Source organism: Pseudomonas sp. B16(2017), assembly GCF_002113205.1.
GTDB lineage: Bacteria > Pseudomonadota > Gammaproteobacteria > Pseudomonadales > Pseudomonadaceae > Aquipseudomonas > Aquipseudomonas pharyngis.
The window spans coordinates 301,669-321,425 of the sequence record NZ_NEKA01000001.1 but is presented as its reverse complement, the minus strand read 5'-3'; the positions used below and the strand labels follow the sequence as shown (position 1 = coordinate 321,425).

The following is a 19,757-nucleotide window of genomic DNA, read 5'->3' as shown; positions in this document are numbered from 1 at the left end:
CGTCCCCTTTTTGCCGCCCGCGATTCAGCTACGGCTTGGCTTGATACTCCCGAAACTCAATGTGATCGAGCGTGCCTTCCACCATCAATCGAACGCCGTCCGCCATTCTGCTAAGGCCCAGCGCCATCGAGCGGCGGGGGCCGTCGAGGTCGTCGGCCAGGTTGGCGGCGAAGGCGCTGATGGAGAGCAGGTCTTCGGAGGCGTTGGCCATGAGGGCTTCGGCGTCGGCGTTGGGGCAGAGGGCGAACAGGCCGCCCAGGCGTTTGGGGCGTGGGGTGGTGGGTTTGAAATGGTGGTCGAGGGCGCGTTCGGCGGCTTCGTGGAGTTTCTTCGAATCGGGAGATTCGTAGGGGGAGGTTTCTGGGATTTCAGGAGGGTTGGGTGTTGGTTTGATCATTGGAATTTACCGATTGATGGAGCTAGCAACCTCTCGCTTGCACTTCGAATGAGGTGGCAGCTGTGTATAGGTGTGCAAGACCGGTAATCGATAAACCCGGCAGACCCGAAGATCTCCCACACACAGCCGCCATAACGATTCGCGAGCATAAGAAAACACTCGGTGAATGGCTATAACTGATGTGCATCGATTCCGGACTTGCACGTCCGAGTCACCGATTTTGCGGTGACGGAAAGAGGTTATCGATGAACCTCAAGCACGCCTAGTTCATGGACAGCACCGCAGTTTGAAGGACATTTCCCAAGGATTTGCGGGGTCGAGGAACAAGAAACCAAAGCTCTCGGCAGCTCCTACAGGAATGTGTTTCTTCAGGTGTAGGACGGGAGGATGGTGTGACGCGGAGCGTCACGGGATGCATTCCCACGCAGAGCGTGGGAACGATCGGGTTCAGGGGTTGGAATTCGTGACTTGGTAGTCATCTGGCAGGAAAATCGCTGCATCGTCTTCTATCAGTCTTGGATAGTGGCGAATCTATCCGAATCCCTTACACTCCCCCAGCCGTTCATTTCCCTTTTGAGGCTGTGCGCATGAAATTTCGTTTTCTTCTGTGGATGCTGGGTCTGTTGATGGGTAAGGCCAGTCGGACAAATCCTGCGTTCCAGCAGCAGTTGGGTGACAAGGATCTGGTGTTTCAGCTACAGACTCTGGACGGGAAAGTGGCGCGGCATTTCGTGGTGAAGGACCAGCGCATTACCAGCAAGTCCGGGGTGGTGGCGGAGCCGGCGTTTGCGATTGCCTTTAAAGACGCGGCGTTCGGGTTTGCCACGATGCAGGCCAAGAACAAGCAGTTGGCATTCATGCAGGGGATTCAGGACAAGTCGATTCAGCTCAAGGGCAACCCGGCGCTGGTCATGTGGTTTCAGGGGTTGATGAAGTATTTGAAGCCTAGGAAGGCCAAGCCGAAGTCATAGGGCTTTCAGGTAGCTTGCCGGGACAGTTCAGCGTTTTCAGCTGTCCGGTTCAGGGGGCTCGGCGTCCAGTGGCTGGCCCCGGTACGTCTTGTAGATCTGCTGGACTTTCGGGTTGTCCAGCTTCTCGTAAGCGATGTCTTCCTTGTCCAGGCCATCCAGGCCTCTGATGCCACTGATGGTCTCTGGCCATTCGTCACGACTGGATATATCGACTACGAACGGGTTGAGGTAGTTATCGAGATGCCTTTCGCGAGGTTCTCGGATCTCGTCGCTGAGTGCCCGCAAGTAGTCGTCTTTGTTTGTTCTTGACCAGTCGATGGCGAACCCGGCTCGATAACAGAGTTCCATGAAGACCAATAGAATCGCGCGTCCATTGCCGTCCAGGAAGGGGTGTGCGAAAGCCAGTTGGCCCATCACTCCACCGGGATGGTCTCTGAAGCGTTTTTTGTCTGATGCGAGCTTGAGCGCATAGTCGACAGACATTTTGATGGAGTCCGGGCGCTCGAAGACGGTGCTGCGAGGGTCGTCGAGAGAGCCCTTGAAGACTGCCAGGTGGGGGACAAGCTCGTTCCGGTCTTTTCCTGCCCAGTGATAGAAGCCGGAGAACAGGATTTCGTGAACCTTGAGTACAGTCTGGTAATCGATTGGCTTTTTCTTGGCCAGATAGGCAAGCGCCTCTTCGATACTCAATTCGAACGAAAGATGCTCTGACTCTTTTACTTCAACGGGATCTTTCAGTTGCAGCGAGTTTTGAAGATATCCAGCCGTGTCGAAGTCGCCGAACGGATCAAAAGTCATGCGCTACGTTTCTGTGCGCGCCTTTCTTGAAGATAGCGCCCTTGGAGCGCCAGGATTTCAGATTTGCTCAGAACGCCTTTTCGCTTGAGATTGACGAGCAACTGTTCGATGCCATCCAGCTCGACGACATCGCCAGCCAAACGGGTAATCCCCACGGCCATACGACTCATGCCGTCACGACTGGCTGTAACCTTGTTGTCTTTGGCTAGCTTGCGCACTTCGCTTGCAACGCTGACAGCATCTGTTTGGGTCATCGGAAATTCCTCTGATTGCCGTCAAATCATAGCAGGGCGCTTGTTTGCTGTCGTTGCTGGCAAAGTGGCCGAAATCTGTGGAGCCAGGGCCCTATCTGCAATCAACACAGGCCCTGGTTGACGTTCCGAAGAATGCTTTAAGCCTGGCTGAACTGCGAAGCCAGTTCCCGCAGCAGCACTTCCGCCTCAAGCACTTTGCTGACCACATCATTGGCCTTGTCGCGGCTCAGGCCAACGCGTTCCAGCAGCGCATCCGGAATGTCTTCATCCGGGCCGGAGCCGATCCCGCGACTGCGCAGCAGGCGCACGGCCAGGCAGACGAGGTTCGGGTATTCGGCGTAGGCGCCGTCGTAGTTCGGGTCGTGCTGGAAGCGCAGGGCGGTGGCCAGTTCGTCCGGCATGTCCCAGTAGCGCATCAGCCAGGAGCCGATCTGTTCGCGGCTGATGCCCAGCAGGTGTTGCTCGACATAGCTGTGGCACAGGTGCGGGTTGACCTCCAGGTGGCGGCAGATCAGTGAGAAGTGCGGCGGGAACACGTGGGCCAGCAGCAGGTAGCCGAAGTTGTGCAGCAGGCCAGCGAGGTAGGTCAGGCCGGATTCCGGGCGCTGGGCACGCGGCATGGCGCGGGTCAGGCCTTCGATGACGGCGGCGGTGTAGATCGACTGTTGCCAGTACGGCGTGGTGTGTTGCGGGTGGTCTTTGGGCAGGCTCAGGGTCTTGCCGAGGGCCAGGCCCAGCGCCAGGTTGATCACCAGGTCGAAGCCCAGCACGCGGACGATCGCGTCTTCCACCGAACGGATCTTGCCCGGCGAGGCGTAGTACGGCGACGCCGCCCAGCTCACCACTTGCGCGGCCAGTGCCGGGTCGGTTTCGACCACGCCGGTGATGTCGTCGATGGTGGCGTTCGGGTCGACGCGCAGCTTGATGATTTTTTGTGCGGTTTCGGCCAGCGGCGGAATCTCGATGGTCGCTTCCAGACGTTGCTGGATACGCCGCGCGGTGAACGCCTGCACGGCCTGGGTGATTTCCTCGCGGTCATCGTCCGGGCGGTCGAGGTTCGGACGGATGCTGCTCAGGGCTTCGCCGAAGTTGGCGGCGCTGGCCTTGGTCAGCATGGTCTTGAAGTCTTCGCTGGCGATTTCCAGCAGCAGGCCCGGCTCGCCGGAGTTGATCAGCAACTTCGGCTCTCGCAGCAGGCCTTCTTCGTAGAGGCACGGCGAGCTGGTCAGCGCCGGCAGGCCCGGCAGCAGGCTCAGGCTGTGTTTGCCGAGCATCTTTTCCAGGCGCTCGGTGGACACGGCGGTCAGGCGACGGCCCGTCAGCTCGGCGAGGCGGTTGAGATCCAGCAACTGGCTCTGTGGAAACAGCACCATCAGCGCACCGACCGCGTCGTCCAGCAACACTGCCTGCACTTTGCGCGAGGCGTTGAGGCCGTGGTGGTCGAGCACTTCTTCGTAGGCGACGCCCAGCTTGTTGAGCAGCAGCCGAATAACAGACGGAGCGTGCGGTGATTCGGGGGCGAGAGCAGCTTCGGTCATGGTCTGTATCCGTTTTTGAAACAATTGCAGGAGTATAACCAGCTTGGTTGGAACGAGCTGTCAGAAACTGCGACGGTGCTCACACTTGGCCGTATTGCTGCCCGTGTCGCAGCCAGCGGTCGAGCAACGGGCTGACGTGGGTAGGCCAGCGTTCGAGCAAGGCCTGGGCGGCATCGCGCACGGCGGGCAGCAGATCGGCGTCGCGCATCAGGTCGGCGACCTTGAATTGCAGCAGGCCGGTCTGGCGGGTGCCGAGCATTTCGCCGGGGCCGCGCAGTTCGAGGTCTTTTTCGGCGATGACGAAACCGTCGTTGGTCTCGCGCATGATGCCCAGGCGCTGGCGGCCGATCTGCGACAGCGGCGGATGGTAGAGCAGCACGCAATGGCTGACGGCGCTGCCCCGGCCGACGCGACCGCGCAACTGGTGCAGTTGCGCAAGGCCCAGGCGCTCGGGGTTTTCGATGATCATCAGGCTGGCGTTGGGTACGTCCACGCCGACTTCGATCACGGTGGTGGCGACCAGCAGTTGCAGGTTGCCGGCCTTGAATTCGGCCATGACGGCGGCTTTCTCGGCAGGCTTCATGCGGCCGTGGATCAGCCCGACCTTCAGCTCGCCGAGGGCGGCGGTCAGGTCTTCAAAAGTGGTTTCGGCGGCCTGACAGGTCAGCTCTTCGGACTCTTCGATCAGCGTGCACACCCAATAGGCCTGACGGCCCTCGGCGCAGGCGCTGCGCACCCGCTCGATGACTTCGACGCGACGGGTGTCGGTGACCAGCACGGTGTTGACCGGGGTTCGGCCGGGGGGCAGTTCGTCGAGGATCGAGGTGTCGAGGTCGGCGTAGGCGCTCATCGCCAGCGTCCGCGGAATCGGCGTGGCGGTCATGATCAGTTGATGCGGACACATGCGCCCGCCGACGCCTTTCTGCCGCAGCGCCAGACGTTGCTGCACGCCGAAGCGGTGTTGTTCGTCGATGATCACCAGCGCGAGGTTCTTGAACTGCACTTCATCCTGGAACAGCGCGTGGGTGCCGACCACCATCGGCGTGCCGCTGGCGATCTGTTCCAGCGCGGCGACGCGGTTCTTGCCCTTGAGCTTGCCGGCCAGCCAGGCCACGTCGATGCCCAGCGGTTCGAGCCAGCGCTTGAAGGTGATGAAGTGTTGTTCGGCGAGGATCTCGGTCGGCGCCATCAGCGCGACCTGATAGCCCGCCTCCAGCGCTTGCAGCGCGGCGAGGGCGGCGACCACGGTTTTGCCCGCGCCGACGTCGCCCTGAATCAGCCGCAGCATCGGCTCGTGCTGACTGAGGTCGTAGGCGATTTCGTTGCCGACTCGTTGCTGGGCGCCGGTCGGGTTGAAGCCGAGGTTGGCCAGGTATTTCGCCGGCAGCTTGGTGGCTTTCGGCATCGCCGGCGCGCGCAGGGAGCGCATGCTTTCGCGCAGGCGCTGCTGCGATAGCTGGTGGGTCAGCAGTTCTTCGAAAGCCAGGCGATGCTGGGCCCAGTGATGGCCGAGGGCGAGTTCGTCGACGTCGGCATCGGCGGGCGGGTTGTGCAGGTAGCGGATCGCGTCGGCCAGCGGCGCCAGTTGATAGTCGCGGGCCAGTTCGGTCGGCAGCCAGTCGGGCAGGGTGGCCGGCTTGAGCAGGGTCAGCGTCTGCATGCACAACTGGCGCAGACGGGCCTGGGTCAGGCCTTCGGTCAGCGGGTAGACCGGGGTCAGGGTTTCATCCACCGGCGGCGGCTCGTCGCCGTTGATGGCGCGGTATTCCGGGTGGTAGATCTCCAGCCCCGAGGCGCCGGGCCGGGCTTCGCCGTAGCAGCGAATCCGCGTGCCGCGCTTGAGACCTTCTTTCTGCGCGTTGCTGAAGTGGTAGAAGCGCAGGCTCAAGCCACCGGTGCCGTCCTGCAAGCGCACGACGAGGCTGCGGCGTCGGCCCATGACCACGTCGGCGCCGCTGACGGTGCCTTCGACCACGGCGTCCTGCCCCGGCCGCAACGCGCCGATCGGCACCACGCGGGTGCGATCCTGATAACGCAGTGGCAGGTGAAACAGTACGTCCTGGAGGTTTTCCAGGCCGACCTTGGCCAGTTTCTCGGCCATGGCTTCACCGACACCCTTGAGTGCGGTGACCGACACCTGCGACAGCTCCGTCATGACGCTGGCTTAACCGGCCGTGACCGGCGCGGCAGGCTTGGCGACCGAGCACAGGCGAATGGAGTCGGCGAGGATCTCGATGGCTTTCGGCCGTGGGAAGCTGGCGCGCCAGGCGATGGCCACTGTGCGGAACGGCACCGGTGCCGACAACGGACGCACTTCGATCACGCCCGGAGCGTAGTGATGGCTATCTACCGCCGACAGCGGCAGGATCGAGATGCCCAGGCCGGACGCGACCATGTGGCGAATGGTTTCCAGCGAGCTGGATTCGACCGTGGTGTGCTTGGCGCCGTCGTTGCCCTTGGTCAGGGTCGGGCAGGCTTCCAGCACCTGATCGCGGAAGCAATGGCCCTCGCCGAGCAGCAGCAGGCTCTTGTCGTTGAGCAGCGCGGCGTCGATGGATTCTTTCTGGGTCCACGGGTGCTGGGCCGGCATCAGGACGTAGAACGGCTCGTCGTAGAGTTGCAGGGTCAGCACGTCGGCTTCGTTGAACGGCAGGGCGATGATGATTGCGTCCAGCTCGCCGTTGCGCAGTTTGTCGCGCAGCACGTGGGTGAAGTTTTCTTCGATGTACAACGGCATCTGCGGGGCGACCCGGTGCAGTTGCGGAATCAGGTGCGGGAACAGGTACGGGCCGACGGTGTAGATCGCGCCGACTTTCAGCGGGGCGGTCAGCTGGTTCTTGCCGGCCTGGGCCAGTTCGCGAATGCCTTGGGCCTGCTCCAGCACTTTCTGCGCCTGGGCGACGATGCCTTCGCCGACCGGGGTCAGGCGCACGGCGCTTTTGCTGCGCTCGAAAATCAGCACACCGAGTTCGTCTTCAAGCTTTTTCACGCCCACCGACAGGGTCGGCTGGCTGACGTGGCAACGCTCGGCCGCGTGGCCGAAATGCTGCTCTTGGGCGAGGGTAACGATGTAGCGTAATTCTGTGAGAGTCATAGCAAGCGTCCATGAAGATGCGGGCCAAGCATACCGGCTGCAATCGATAGACGCACGTTATCAGACTGAGTGATGAATGCGACACCGGGCAATGCCGGTTTGCCGTGGATGGATAAGCAAAAGGCACCTTGCGGTGCCTTTTTTGCCTGGTTCTCTCGGCTGAGCACTTAACCCTGTGGGAGCGGGCTTGCTCCCACACTTGATCAGCGGCGACGTTCCAGCGAGTACACAAACGGCGCAACAATTTCGATCGCGCCATTGGTCAGCATGTCCGCCGGTGGCTTGGGCAGCGGCTGGGCACGGCGGATCATTTCCAGGGTGGCCCGGTCGAGATCGGCGTTGCCGGAGCGACCCACCAGTTCGAACGACAGCACGTTGCCTTCGCCATCGACCACGAAACGCAACCGGTTCAAGCCTTCCTTGCCCCGTGCCTGAGCACTGGCCGGGTACTTCTTGTACTTGGCCAGATGCGCGAGCAGGGTGCCTTGCCAGCTGGCCTTGGCGGCCAATTGTGCAGGCGACGGGCCCGGTGCAGGCTGGGCGGATTTCTCCGTCGGGGCCTGAGTCGGCTGGGTATCGGCCGGCTTCTCTTCGGACGGTTTCTCCTTCGGCGGATCGGGCAGTTTCTTCTCGATCGGCTTCGGCGGTTTGGGTTTCGGCTTGGGCTTCGGTTTCGGTACCGCGATCTCGGCTTTGGGCGCTTCGGCCAGTTTCGGGATCGGCAGTTCCTCAACCGGAGCCGGTGGCTGCGGTGGCGTGACGACTTTCGGCGGTGCAGGCGGTGGCGGGGCCGGAACCGGTGCCAGCTCGACCATCATTGCCTGCGGCGGCAATTCGATGGGCGGGCGGACGTTCCAGTTCAGCGCCAGCGCGATGGCCAGCGCGTGAACACCCAGCACCACGGCCAGGCTACCGCTGTAACGCGTCAGCTTATGGCGCGTGGTGATCATTTCTTGACTGCGCTCTCGAGCCCGACCAGACCGACCTTCAGGTAACCGGCAGCGCGCAGGTTATCCATCACGCTCATCAGGTCGCCGTAATCCACGCCTTTGTCGGCCTGGAAGAAGATCGTCGTGTCTTTCTTGCCCTGGGTCTTGGCGTCGAGGACGGCGCCGAGGGTTTCGGCTTTCACTTCGTCATCGCCAATGAACAGGCGCTGGTCAGCCTTCACACTGAGGAACACCGGTTTCTCCGGCCGCGGCGCCGGTTTGGCGGTCGAGGCAGGCAGGTCAACCTTGATGTCCACGGTGGCCAGCGGCGCGGCCACCATGAAGATGATCAACAGCACCAGCATCACGTCGATGAACGGCGTGACGTTGATTTCGTGGTTCTCGGCCAGATCGTCGTCTGCGCCTTCTTTCAAATGCAGGCCCATGGCCGATTACCCCACTTTCACCATGTGCGGTTGCGAGCTGTTGCGCTCAGGCTGGTGGTCGAGGTCGCGGCTGACCAGCAGCAGCACCTGCGCCGACGCATCGGACACCTGAGCCTTGTAACCGGCGATGGAGCGGGCAAAGACGTTGTAGATGACCACGGCAGGAATCGCGGCAACCAGACCCAGTGCGGTAGCCAGCAGCGCTTCAGCGATACCCGGTGCTACGACGGCAAGGTTGGTGGTCTGGGTTTTGGCGATGCCGATGAAGCTGTTCATGATGCCCCACACGGTACCGAACAGACCGACGAACGGTGCGGTGGAACCGATGGTGGCGAGGACGCCGGTGCCGCTGCTCATGTTGCGGCCACAGGCTGCGACCAGGCGCTCGAGGCGGAAGCTTACGCGCTCCTTGATGCCTTCTTTTTCGCGGGCGTTGGTCGACAGGCGCATTTCTTCCAGCGCGTCGTGTACCAGCAGGTTGGCGAGGGTGCCTTCCTTCGCGGCGGTGGCGCTGGCCTCTTTGAGCGTGGCGGCTTTTTTCAGGGCGGCAATCTCGCCGCGCAGACGACGCTTGGCGCCCATCAGCTCGAAGCCCTTGGCGATCCAGATGGTCCAGGTGATGATCGAGGCGATGGCCAGGCCGATCATCACGGCTTTAACGATCACGTCGGCGTTCTGGTACATGCCCCATGGCGACAGGTCGTGGGCCATGCCCAGGGTGTTGTCGGCTTCGAGGACTTCCGGCGCGTCGGCGGCGCTGGCGTCTACGGCCTGCACCGGGTCGGTCGCGGCAGGTGCGGCGGCCGGAGCGCTTTGCTCGGTGGCAGCTGGCGCGGCCGGGGCTTGTGCGTCAGCGAAGGCGGCGACCGGCGCCAGCATCAGGCTGACCAGCAGGGCAGCCACGGCGCTCCAGGCGCGAGGTCGGTTGGTTGGCGAAGCGGAGTTTTGAATGCGTGTCATGCTGGCCGGACCTGAGATAGAAAAACGGTGATGCTCTTCCAGGCCTCGTGAGGCCGAGAACAAAAGTGGCATGCATTATTGCAAGTAATTCTTGTTAACAAAAGTAATAGAGTTGCTTTTTTTCCTTGATTGCTAGCCGCTCGTCCCTTGCCGAGGCTAGTCTGTCGCTTTCCGATGGGAGATTTTTGATGTCCGCGCCTTCTGTTTTGATCGCCGGTTGTGGTGATGTCGGCAGTCGTCTGGCCACGCAATTGCTGGCTGCCGGCTTCCAGGTCTACGGCCTGCGCCGTGATATTTCACGTTTGCCGGACGGCGTTATCGGTGTGGCCGGTGACTTGTTCAATGAGGATTGCCCCGAGACGTGGCCGGTGGGCGCTATCGATTACCTGGTGTATAGCGCGGCGGCCACCGATCACGATGAGGCCGGTTATCGCGCGGCGTATGTGCAGGGTTTGCAGCATGTGCTGGGTTGGCTGAACGATTACGGTCAGGAGCCTGAGCGGCTGCTGTTCGTTTCCAGCAGCAGTGTTTACGGGCAGCAGAACGGCGAATGGGTCGATGAAAAATCCGAAACCGTCGCTGCGGGTTATTCCGGTCGGGTGATGCTGGAGGCCGAGCAGGTTGCGCTCAACAGCGGCATTCCCGCGAGCATCATGCGCCTGACCGGCATTTACGGCCCCGGCCGTGAGTGGTTGCTGACCCAGGTGCGGCGTGGTTATCGGGTGGCGATCGATCCGCCGCTGTATGGCAATCGCATCCATGCCGATGACGCGGCGGGATTGATGGCTTTTCTGCTGGAAGCAGCTCGCAAAGGCGGGGCGCTGGATGACATCTATATCGGCGTGGACGATGCGCCTGCGCCGCTGGCCGAGGTGGTGGCCTGGTTGCGTGAGTATCTGGGGGTCACCGAATGGTCGGAAGACGAGAGCGTGCGTCGCACCGGCAGCAAACGTTGCAGCAATGCCCGGGCGAAGGCGCTGGGTTGGGTGCCGAAGTATCCGAGTTATCGCGAGGGGTATGCCGCGATTCTTGAGGGGCGCTGCTGACTTCCGGCATTGCACAGTAAATGTGGGAGCGGGCTTGCTCGCGAAGGCGTCGCGTCAGGCGGCATCTTGATTGCCTGACAGACCGCATTCGCGAGCAAGCCCGCTTCCACATTCGATTTACTGTGTTTTCAAAGGTGGGTTATTGCTTCTCGAGCAACCACTTGCGCTCACCCGGGGTGAACTGCGGTTGTTCATCCGCCAGTGCCGTGTTCACGGCCTGCAGGATTTCCAGCTCTTTGCCCTTGCGCACAAAGATCCAGTTGTTGCCCTGACCGTTCTGCTGCAACCACATGCTGTCGTTGCCGCTGCTCATCGACGCGCAATCGCCTGCGAGGCACAGCGCATAACGATCGGCACCCGGCAGGCCGGAGACTTGGCCGTCAGCCTGGAACTGCACGGTGGCGCCTTCGCCCTGGCCGCTGGTGATCGTCCAGTTACCGCCCAGATAAGCGGAATACAGCGCGCGTTCGAAGCTGGCGCCGATCGGTGCGCCGTCTGGCACCGGGATCTGAGCGCGGTCGAAGACCTGTTCCGGTTCGTTTTCGTTGGCGGCTTGTTGCAGTTGACCACCGTCACGTTTCAGCTCGCTGGCGGAGCTGCCATAGAAGTCGACTTTCCAGGCACCGGACTGTTCGCCGAGCAAGCGACCTTCGACGTTTTCGAAACCGTTGGTGTAGCGGGCCTGACCGGCCTTGGTGTTGACGTCCCACTCCAGGTTCGGGCCGTAAGCCTGAAGCGCTTCGCGCAGGGGGCCGCCCTTGGCAGCGGCATCGATGGCGACCTGATTGATCCAGGTGCCGCTGATGTCACGGTCGGCAGGGTTGCTGGCGCAACCGCCGAGGAAAATGGCGAGCAGCGAGAGAGCAAGCGCTTTGCGCATGGTGGAATCCTTTCAAAACCTTTTCTTTACCGCAGAGCAGTCGGCGCGGCGTGAGGCCGCGCCGTGCGCATTACTCGATGACCAGAATGGCATCCATTTCAACCTGCGAACCCTTTGGCAGGGCTGCCACGCCGATGGCGGCGCGCGCCGGGTACGGCTGGTCGAAGTACTTGCCCATGATCTCGTTGACCTTGGCGAAGTGGCTCAGGTCGGTGAGGAAGATGTTCAGCTTGACGATGTCCTTGAACGAACCACCGGCGGCTTCGGCCACGGCTTTCAGGTTCTCGAACACCTGGACGGTCTGGGCTTCGAAGCCTTCGACCAGTTCCATGGTTTTTGGATCGAGGGGAATCTGACCCGACATGTAAACGGTGTTACCGGCCTTGATCGCCTGGGAGTAAGTACCGATGGCGGCCGGGGCCTTGTCGCTGGTGATAACAGTCTTGGTCATGTATGACTCCTTGTAATGTTTGAGTTATGCACGCATGCGGGTGATGCGGATCACCCCGGTCAGGGCGCGCAGTTTCTTGATCACGCGGGCCAGGTGCACACGGTCGTGGACGCTGACCACCAACTGGACAACGCTGATGCGGCCATCGCGTTCGTCCATGCTGATTTTCTCGATATTGCCGTCGGCTGCGTTGACGCTGCTGGCCAGCAGGGCGATCAGGCCGCGCTGGTGTTCCAGCTCGACGCGCAGTTCGACGTTGAATTCGCCGGTGACATCCTTGGCCCACGAGAGCTGGATGCATTTTTCCGGGTTGTGGCGGATTTCGCTGATGTTGCGGCAGTTGTCCAGGTGCACGACCATGCCTTTGCCCGCCGACAGGTGACCGACAATCGGGTCGCCCGGGATCGGCGTACAGCATTTGGCATAGCTGAGAACCAGGCCTTCGGTGCCGCGAATCGCCAGCGGACCTTCCGGGCTTGGCAGTTGTTCGCCTTCGCCGAGCAGGCGGCGCGCCACGACATAGGCCATACGGTTGCCCAGTCCGATGTCTTCGAGCAGGTCTTCGATCAGTTCGAGGCGGTACTCGGTGAGCATCGCCTTCACGCGTTCGGCCGGAATCTGTTCCAGCGCGCTGTCGAAGCCGTTGAGCACCTTGTTCAGCAGGCGTTCGCCGAGGCTGATGGATTCGGAGCGGCGTTGCAGTTTGAGCGCATGGCGGATGTGGGTCCGCGCCTTGCCGGTGACCACGAAGTTGAGCCACGCCGGGTTCGGCCGTGCGCCGGGAGCGCTGACGATCTCGACCGTGGAGCCGCTTTGCAGCGGTTCGGACAGCGGTGCGAGACGACGGTTGATCCGGCAGGCGATGCAGCTGTTGCCGACGTCGGTGTGCACCGCGTAGGCAAAATCGACCGCCGTGGAGCCTTTGGGCAGCTCCATGATCCGGCCTTTGGGCGTGAACACGTAGACCTCGTCCGGGAACAGGTCGATCTTCACGCTCTCGATGAATTCCAGCGAGTTGCCGGCGCGTTGCTGCATTTCCAGCACGCCCTTGACCCACTGACGGGCGCGGGCATGGGTGCCTTTCGGCTGCTCGTCGCCGCTGGATTTGTACAGCCAATGGGCGGCGATGCCGTTGTTGGCCATCTCTTCCATTTCACGGGTGCGGATCTGGATCTCGATCGGTACGCCGTGCATGCCGAACAGCGTGGTGTGCAGCGACTGATAGCCGTTGGCCTTGGGGATAGCGATGTAATCCTTGAAGCGCCCCGGCAACGGTTTGTACAAATTATGTACGGCACCCAACACGCGGTAGCAGGTATCGACCTTGTCGACGATGATCCGGAACGCGTAGACGTCCATGATCTCGTTGAAGGCCCGACGCTTGCCGCGCATTTTCTTGTAGATGCCGTAGAGGTGTTTCTGGCGACCGCTGACTTCGCCCTGGATGCCGTCGATGGCGAGGCAGTGGCCAAGGGATTCTTCGATCTTGTTGACGATTTCCTTGCGGTTGCCCCGGGCGCGTTTGACCGCCTGGTAGATCCGCGCGGAACGCATCGGATGCATGGCCTTGAAGCCGAGGTCTTCGAACTCGATGCGGATCGCGTGCATGCCCAGCCGGTTGGCGATGGGTGCGTAGATCTCGAGGGTTTCCTTGGCGATGCGTCGGCGTTTTTCGCCGGACAGCACTTCCAGCGTACGCATGTTGTGCAGACGGTCGGCGAGCTTGACCAGGATCACGCGAATGTCGCGTGCCATGGCCATCGCCATCTTCTGGAAGTTTTCCGCCTGGGCTTCAGCCTTGGTTTCGAAGTTCATCTGGGTCAGTTTGCTGACCCCGTCGACCAGTTCGGCCACGGTTTCACCGAACTGCGCTTGCAGCGCTTCTTTGGCGATACCGGTGTCTTCGATCACGTCATGCAGCATCGCAGCCATCAGGCTCTGATGGTCCATGTGCATGTCGGCAAGAATATTCGCCACGGCAAGAGGATGCGTGACATACGCCTCGCCGCTGCGGCGGCGTTGGCCGTCGTGGGCTTGTTCGGCGTAGAAATACGCTCGGCGGACCAGGTTGACCTGGTCGTTGCCGAGGTAGGTCGATAAGCGATCGGCGAGGGCGTCTATGCTCGGCATGATGTCTCCTGCCGTAAGCTGTGATCCCGCGCCGTGCTACGTCGACCAGGCATAGGCTTAGACGGCCTCGTTGGACTCGTCCTCGAACGCAGCGAAGACCGGGTCTTCGTGGACGATTTCCTGCTCGGCGATGAACTCGTAGCTCATCAGGCCTTCAGCGATTTCACGCAGCGCAACTACGGTCGGTTTGTCGTTTTCCCACTGAACCAGGGGCTCTTTGCCGCCGGTGGCCAGTTGACGGGCACGCTTGGTAGAGAGCATGACCAGCTCAAAGCGGTTTTCCACGTGTTCTAGGCAGTCTTCAACGGTTACGCGGGCCATGGTATTCCTCGGAGCGAATGCAATATGCGCGCTGCCCGGTTGGGCGAGCGGACTCAACAGTTTAAAAAATCACCAGCGATTAGGGAAGCGCTGATTTTTTGACCAGACTCTTCAACGCGCTGCAAGTGCCAATGTAAAGCCCTTGCAGCGGTTTTGGGAAGTGCTGTTTCAGCCGAGCAATTCAGCCAGCAATTTGCCGAAACGCACTTGCTGACGTTTCTGTTGCAGCTGATTGGCGCGGAAAATCGCCTTCAGATCGTCCAGCGCGTGGGCGAAATCGTCGTTGATGATCAGGTAGTCGTACTCGACATAGTGGCTCATCTCGCTGACCGCTTCACGCATCCGGCCGTCGATGATGTCGTCGCTGTCCTGGCCACGGTTGGTCAGGCGCTGGTGCAGGGCCTGCAGCGATGGCGGCAGAATGAAGATCGAACGGGCCTGCGGCATCAGCTTGCGCACTTGCTCGGCGCCTTGCCAGTCGATTTCCAGAATCAGGTCGTGGCCTTCGTCCAGGGTCTGCTGCAGGCGGCTTTGCGAGGTGCCGTAGAAGTTGCCGAAGACTTCGGCGCGTTCCAGGAAGTCGCCGTGCTCACCCATCTTCACGAACTCTTCGCGGGTCACGAAGTGATAGTTCACGCCGTCCACTTCGCCCGGGCGCATGGCGCGGGTGGTGTGGGAAATCGAGACGCGGATTTCCGGATCGGCGTCGGTCAGGGCCTTGACCAGACTGCTCTTGCCCGCGCCCGAGGGGGCGGAAATGATGTACAGGGTGCCGGTGCTGTGGGTCATGTCGGGGGTAGCCTTACTCAATATTCTGCACTTGTTCGCGCATCTGCTCGATCAACACCTTGAGGTTGACCGCCGCCTGGGTGCTGCGCGGGTCGAAGGCCTTGGAGCCCAGTGTGTTGGCTTCGCGGTTGAGCTCCTGCATCAGGAAGTCCAGGCGCCGGCCGGCGGCACCGCCGGACTTGAGCACCCGGCGAACTTCGATGATGTGGGTGCTCAGGCGATCCAGTTCTTCGGCCACGTCGCTCTTTTGCGCGAGGATGACCATTTCCTGTTCCAGGCGCTGCGGGTCCAGTTCGGCCTTCATGTCGGCGAAACGGTCGAGGACTTTCTGGCGCTGGGTGGCGAGCATCTGCGGAACCAGTTCGCGCAGGGTCACCACATCTTCCTCGATGGAGGTCAGGCGATCGTTGATCAGGCGGGCCAACTCCGCGCCTTCGCGCTCGCGGCCGGCCTTGAGGTCTTTCAGGCCTTGATTGAACAGGGCCAGCGCCTCGGCGTTCAGCGCCTGCGGGTCGGTGGCGTCGGCGACCAGTACGCCTGGCCAGGCCAGCACTTCCAGCGGGTTCAGCGCGGCCGGGTTCTTGATCAGGCCGGCGACGGTTTCGGCCGCGGCGACCAGTTGTGCAGCGCGCTCGCGATCCACCTGCAGCGGCTTGCCGGTGCTTTCCTCGGTGAAGCGCAGGGTGCATTCCAGTTTGCCGCGCGACAGGCCCTGGCGCAGGGCTTCGCGGACAGCGCCTTCGAGGTCGCGAAACGACTCCGGCAGGCGCAGGTGGGGTTCCAGGTAACGGCTGTTGACCGAGCGCAGTTCCCAGCTCAGGGTGCCCTGGACGCCGGCTTTTTCGACGCGGGCGAAGGCGGTCATGCTGTGCACCATGGGGTGACCTCGCGATACAGATCGGCGCGAATTGAAGCTCCGCAGCTCGATATCAATGAATTTAAGCCGACTGGCAGCAAAGGCGCAGGATTGTAGCGCAGTGCGGCAGATGCGCCCAAACACACGGTGTGACAAAGGGCTGCAGGCCGTCGGCAATGCGCGTTTCAGGGCCTTCGGTCGTCGGCCGGATTTTTTAACGAGTGCCCAGGCGCGGTGCGCGGCTCTATAATGGTCCGCAGTTTTCCGTCCCCAGTACAGGTATCTCCTATGAAACGTCCAAGTGGTCGCGCTGCCGATCAGCTCCGCTCGATCCGCATTACCCGCAACTACACCAAACACGCCGAGGGATCGGTACTGGTCGAATTCGGTGATACCAAAGTCATCTGCACCGTCAGCGTCGAAAACGGCGTGCCGCGTTTCCTCAAAGGCCAGGGCCAGGGTTGGCTGACCGCCGAATACGGCATGCTGCCGCGCGCCACCGGCGAGCGTAACCAGCGTGAAGCCAGCCGTGGCAAGCAGGGCGGTCGTACCCTGGAAATCCAGCGCCTGATCGGCCGTTCCCTGCGCGCCGCGCTGGACATGTCCAAGCTGGGCGACGTCACCCTGTACGTCGACTGCGACGTGATCCAGGCCGACGGCGGTACCCGCACTGCGTCGATCACCGGCGCCATGGTTGCGCTGGTCGATGCACTGAAAGTGATCAAGAAGCGCGGCGGCCTGAAAGGCGGCGACCCGCTCAAGCAAATGATCGGTGCCGTTTCCGTGGGCATGTACCAGGGCGAGCCGGTGCTGGATTTGGACTATCTTGAAGACTCTGCCGCCGAGACTGACCTCAACGTGGTGATGACCAGCACCGGTGGTTTCATCGAAGTGCAGGGCACCGCCGAAGGCGCGCCGTTCCAGCCTGAAGAGCTGAACGCGATGCTGGAGCTGGCGAAGAAAGGCATGAACGAGATCTTCGAACTGCAAAAGGCTGCACTGGCCGACTGAGCAGGTTCGTAACCCGCAAGGAGGACGCAATGAGTGGTGAGCAAGAGTTGCTGCCCAAACCGAGCCAGGAGGTTCGCCAATGGGCCATGTTTTGTCACTTGTCCGCCTTGCTGGGGATCTGGATTCCGTTCGGTACGCTGATCGGGCCGCTGGTCCTGTGGCAGATGAAGCGCGAGACCGATCCGTTCATCGACGCCCAGGGCAAGGAAGCGCTGAATTTCCAGATCACCGTGGCGATCGCTTCGATGATCTGTTTCGTGCTGATGCTGTTGCTGATCGGGTTCGTGCTGTTTGGCCTGCTGGCCATCGCGGCGCTGGTGTTGACGATTATCGGTGGTGTGAAAGCCAACGAAGGTTTCCCGTATCGCTATCCGTTCACTTGGCGGTTGATCAAATAGCATCCGGCCGCAAGGTGCATGTTGGAATAATCATTCCGCATATTTAAAAGCCCTGACTTGCCAGGGCTTTTTTGCAACTCAATAAGCCTGTAATGCTTGTAGGAATAATCTTTCTGCGATGAATGGTAGATGGTATTTAATATATTCATCAGCCTTACATTTTTAGTCACAAGTACGATGCCTTTATGTTGTCGAAGAACATTGGCAGCATGACTTTATGCTTGGTATGGTTGTCGCACGTTATATTCCTTCAGAAATATTTCGATATGTTCAAGCCATCGAAGGCTTTTGAATTCCAGTGTTTCCGGTGTTGAAAAGTTCGCCGGTTCATGAGGCGTATCCAGGGAAAGTTCGCCTCTGAATATATAGCCAAGAATAATCCAGATGATTCAGCTCGATTTCTACGGCACGCTCGTGGCCGCTTCACTCGTACTTCTGCTGGGGCGTGGCCTTGTTGCCCGTGTTGGTGTACTGCGCAATTTCAATATTCCCGAACCCGTTGCGGGTGGTTTGCTGGTTGCGCTGGTTCTTCTGGTATTGCGAGCGCTTGATATAGAAGTTCGTTTCGATACCTCATTGCAGACACCGCTCATGCTGGCGTTTTTTGCCACTATCGGTCTGAGTGCCGATTTCGCCAGTCTCAAGAAGGGCGGTCGCGTAGTCGGAATGTTCTTGTTAGCGGTCATCGGCCTTCTGATTCTGCAAAACGCCATGGGTATCGGACTCGCAAAAGTGCTTGGCCTTGATCCGCTGATGGGGCTGCTGACGGGGTCGATTACCCTGGCGGGCGGTCACGGTACCGGCGCTGCATGGGGTGCGGTATTCAATGAAAAATACGGCCTGGCCTCCGCCTCGGAACTGGCGATCGCCTCTGCGACGTTCGGTCTTGTACTGGGTGGTCTGATAGGCGGTCCGGTTGCTCGTTTACTCATCAAGCGTGTGGAAGTGCCTGGCTGCAACGCCCAGGCGCCGCAAAGCCTGCCACGGGGCTTCGAGCAGCCGAACAAAGAGCGCTCGATCACGCCATTTTCCTTTATCGAAACCCTGGCTCTGATCGCGGTCAGCTTGCTGGCGGGTAATCTTCTTAATGGCCTGCTTCACGGCACGGCATTCGAATTGCCGACGTTCGTTTGCGTGCTGTTCGTGGGCGTGGTGCTGCGCAACGGTCTTTCAGCGCTGGGGTTGTATCAGGTGTTTGAACGTGAAGTCTCGGTGTTGGGGAATGTCAGCCTTTCGCTGTTTCTGGCGATCGCCCTGATGTCGCTCAAATTGTGGGATCTGGCGGCGTTGGCGTTGCCGATCTTCATCATTCTGGCTGTACAGGCGCTGGTCATGGCGCTGTTCGCGATCTTTGTGACGTTCCGGATGATGGGCAGTAACTACGATGCTGCCGTACTGGCGGCGGGGCACTGCGGTTTTGGTCTCGGTGCCACGCCGACTGCCATCGCTAACATGCAAGTGGTTACGCAACGCTATGGGCCTTCGCAGATCGCGTTTCTGGTCGTACCGATGGTGGGGGCGTTCTTCATCGACATTATTAATGTCATCGTGATCAAGCTGTATCTGATGCTGCCTTTCTTCGCCGTCATCTGAGTTCGATTTCACTTCGAACGCAGACAAAAAAATGCCCGTATCTTGTGATACGGGCATTTTTTCAACTACGAAACTGCGCTTAGATGGTCAGCGTCCAGTCGTAGTCGACGATCAGCGGCGCATGCTGCGAGAACCGTGGCTGACGTGGCAGGCGTGCGCTGCGCACGAAGCGCCGCAGCCCTGGAGTCAGGATCTGGTAGTCGAAGCGCCAGCCCAGATTCAGCATCTCGGCCTGTTCGTTGTCCGGCCACCAGCTGTACTGGTCACCTTCGCGGCTGACTTCGCGCAGGGCATCTACGTAGCCCATGTTGCCGACAATCTCGTCCATCCAGGCGCGTTCCGGCGCCAGGAAACCCGGGGATTGCTGGCTGTCGCGCCAGTTCTTGATGTCGAGCTTCTGCTGCGCGACGTACAGCGAGCCACAATAAATGTACTCGCGACGTTTGCGCCGCTGTTTGTCCAGGTACTTGCCGAAATCGTCCATGAGCTTGAACTTCTGGTTCAAGTCCTCATCGCCGTTCATCCCCGAAGGAAGCAGCAAGGTGGCAATACTGACTTTGTCGAAATCTGCTTGCAGGTAGCGCCCGTAGCGGTCGGCCGTCTCGAATCCGAGACCGCTGATGACAGCCTTCGGTTGCAACCGCGAATACAAAGCCACGCCACCTTGGGCAGGGACTTCAGCATCGCAGGCATAAAGGAAGTAGCCATCCAGTTGGAAGGCTGGGTCGTCCAGTTCAAAGGCGGAGGCACGGGTGTCCTGCAGGCAGATGACGTCGGCATTCTGTGCCTGCAGCCAACTGAGCAAACCGCGCTCGACTGCAGCCTGAATACCATTGACGTTCACACTGATGATCCGCATAAATGGCCCCAAAAATCGCGTGCGTGTATGATACAC

The 19,757-nt window shown here is 60.6% G+C and carries 21 protein-coding genes; 5 read left to right on the top strand and 16 right to left on the bottom strand.

Annotated elements, in window-relative coordinates; genetic code table 11:
• Positions 1-28 precede the first annotated feature (28 nt).
• Complete coding sequence (locus CAG25_RS01580) at positions 29-397, bottom strand: DUF6124 family protein (protein ID WP_085612088.1); 369 nt, start codon at positions 395-397, stop codon at positions 29-31.
• A gap of 587 nt (positions 398-984) precedes the next feature.
• Here CAG25_RS01580 and CAG25_RS01575 point away from each other — a divergent pair.
• Positions 985-1,368 carry an SCP2 sterol-binding domain-containing protein gene (locus tag CAG25_RS01575; RefSeq protein WP_039765176.1) on the top strand — a complete coding sequence of 128 codons (384 nt, stop codon included), beginning with the start codon at positions 985-987 and terminating at the stop codon, positions 1,366-1,368.
• A gap of 36 nt (positions 1,369-1,404) precedes the next feature.
• Here CAG25_RS01575 and CAG25_RS01570 read toward each other — a convergent pair whose 3' ends face one another.
• From CAG25_RS01570 to exbB, 8 genes are all read right to left on the bottom strand, one after another.
• The gene (locus tag CAG25_RS01570) at positions 1,405-2,166 is read right to left on the bottom strand and encodes a Fic family protein (protein ID WP_085612087.1); all 762 of its coding nucleotides are present in this window, start codon (positions 2,164-2,166) and stop codon (positions 1,405-1,407) included.
• Positions 2,163-2,420 (bottom strand): hypothetical protein, encoded by a 258-nt coding sequence (locus CAG25_RS01565; protein WP_085612086.1) that lies wholly within the window; start codon positions 2,418-2,420, stop codon positions 2,163-2,165. The genes CAG25_RS01570 and CAG25_RS01565 overlap by 4 nt, the downstream gene beginning before the upstream one ends.
• 137 nt (positions 2,421-2,557) lie before the next feature.
• On the bottom strand, positions 2,558-3,958 hold the full coding sequence (locus tag CAG25_RS01560; protein ID WP_074689969.1) for an aminoacyl-tRNA deacylase and HDOD domain-containing protein: 1,401 nt from the start codon (positions 3,956-3,958) through the stop codon (positions 2,558-2,560).
• A gap of 79 nt (positions 3,959-4,037) precedes the next feature.
• Positions 4,038-6,113: an ATP-dependent DNA helicase RecG gene (recG, locus tag CAG25_RS01555; RefSeq protein ID WP_011336566.1), complete on the bottom strand. Its 2,076-nt coding sequence runs from the start codon at positions 6,111-6,113 to the stop codon at positions 4,038-4,040.
• A gap of 9 nt (positions 6,114-6,122) precedes the next feature.
• Positions 6,123-7,052 carry a hydrogen peroxide-inducible genes activator gene (locus tag CAG25_RS01550; protein ID WP_007954418.1) on the bottom strand — a complete coding sequence of 310 codons (930 nt, stop codon included), beginning with the start codon at positions 7,050-7,052 and terminating at the stop codon, positions 6,123-6,125.
• Positions 7,053-7,255: 203 nt separating this feature from the next.
• Complete coding sequence (locus CAG25_RS01545; protein WP_064600428.1) at positions 7,256-8,002, bottom strand: energy transducer TonB; 747 nt, start codon at positions 8,000-8,002, stop codon at positions 7,256-7,258.
• Positions 7,999-8,427, bottom strand: coding sequence for a TonB system transport protein ExbD (gene exbD / locus CAG25_RS01540; RefSeq protein WP_039765185.1), 429 nt, complete (start codon positions 8,425-8,427; stop codon positions 7,999-8,001). Before exbD ends, CAG25_RS01545 begins: the two co-directional genes overlap by 4 nt.
• 6 nt (positions 8,428-8,433) lie before the next feature.
• Positions 8,434-9,387, bottom strand: a complete 954-nt coding sequence (gene exbB, locus CAG25_RS01535; protein WP_085612085.1) for a tonB-system energizer ExbB — start codon at positions 9,385-9,387, stop codon at positions 8,434-8,436.
• Positions 9,388-9,575: 188 nt separating this feature from the next.
• On the opposite strand from exbB, the gene CAG25_RS01530 reads away from it, so the two are divergent.
• On the top strand, positions 9,576-10,433 hold the full coding sequence (locus CAG25_RS01530) for an SDR family oxidoreductase (RefSeq protein WP_085612084.1): 858 nt from the start codon (positions 9,576-9,578) through the stop codon (positions 10,431-10,433).
• A gap of 139 nt (positions 10,434-10,572) precedes the next feature.
• Here CAG25_RS01530 and CAG25_RS01525 read toward each other — a convergent pair whose 3' ends face one another.
• From CAG25_RS01525 to CAG25_RS01500, 6 genes are all read right to left on the bottom strand, one after another.
• Positions 10,573-11,313 carry a hypothetical protein gene (locus CAG25_RS01525; RefSeq protein WP_074689978.1) on the bottom strand — a complete coding sequence of 247 codons (741 nt, stop codon included), beginning with the start codon at positions 11,311-11,313 and terminating at the stop codon, positions 10,573-10,575.
• Between the two features lie 70 nt (positions 11,314-11,383).
• On the bottom strand, positions 11,384-11,764 hold the full coding sequence (locus CAG25_RS01520) for a RidA family protein (protein WP_003229509.1): 381 nt from the start codon (positions 11,762-11,764) through the stop codon (positions 11,384-11,386).
• Between the two features lie 24 nt (positions 11,765-11,788).
• Positions 11,789-13,894 carry a bifunctional GTP diphosphokinase/guanosine-3',5'-bis pyrophosphate 3'-pyrophosphohydrolase gene (gene spoT / locus CAG25_RS01515; RefSeq protein ID WP_007954439.1) on the bottom strand — a complete coding sequence of 702 codons (2,106 nt, stop codon included), beginning with the start codon at positions 13,892-13,894 and terminating at the stop codon, positions 11,789-11,791.
• Between the two features lie 57 nt (positions 13,895-13,951).
• Positions 13,952-14,215, bottom strand: a complete 264-nt coding sequence (rpoZ, locus tag CAG25_RS01510; RefSeq protein ID WP_003229503.1) for a DNA-directed RNA polymerase subunit omega — start codon at positions 14,213-14,215, stop codon at positions 13,952-13,954.
• Positions 14,216-14,383: 168 nt separating this feature from the next.
• The gene (gmk, locus tag CAG25_RS01505) at positions 14,384-15,004 is read right to left on the bottom strand and encodes a guanylate kinase (protein ID WP_064600422.1); all 621 of its coding nucleotides are present in this window, start codon (positions 15,002-15,004) and stop codon (positions 14,384-14,386) included.
• Positions 15,005-15,017: 13 nt separating this feature from the next.
• Positions 15,018-15,881, bottom strand: coding sequence for a YicC/YloC family endoribonuclease (locus tag CAG25_RS01500; protein WP_016770639.1), 864 nt, complete (start codon positions 15,879-15,881; stop codon positions 15,018-15,020).
• 267 nt (positions 15,882-16,148) lie between these two features.
• On the opposite strand from CAG25_RS01500, the gene rph reads away from it, so the two are divergent.
• The 3 genes from rph to gltS all read left to right on the top strand — a co-directional run bounded on the left by rph (position 16,149) and on the right by gltS (position 18,862).
• Positions 16,149-16,871 (top strand): ribonuclease PH, encoded by a 723-nt coding sequence (gene rph / locus CAG25_RS01495; RefSeq protein ID WP_003229494.1) that lies wholly within the window; start codon positions 16,149-16,151, stop codon positions 16,869-16,871.
• Positions 16,872-16,900: 29 nt separating this feature from the next.
• Entirely contained in the window at positions 16,901-17,269 is a 369-nt protein-coding gene (locus CAG25_RS01490; RefSeq protein ID WP_085612083.1) for a DUF4870 domain-containing protein, read from the top strand.
• Between the two features lie 384 nt (positions 17,270-17,653).
• A complete protein-coding gene (gltS, locus tag CAG25_RS01485) occupies positions 17,654-18,862 on the top strand; it encodes a sodium/glutamate symporter (RefSeq protein ID WP_064600414.1) in 1,209 nt (402 codons plus the stop codon).
• A 79-nt stretch (positions 18,863-18,941) separates the two neighbouring features.
• On the opposite strand, the gene CAG25_RS01480 is transcribed toward gltS, so the two are convergent.
• Positions 18,942-19,721 carry an exodeoxyribonuclease III gene (locus CAG25_RS01480; protein ID WP_007920349.1) on the bottom strand — a complete coding sequence of 260 codons (780 nt, stop codon included), beginning with the start codon at positions 19,719-19,721 and terminating at the stop codon, positions 18,942-18,944.
• Positions 19,722-19,757 lie beyond the last annotated feature (36 nt).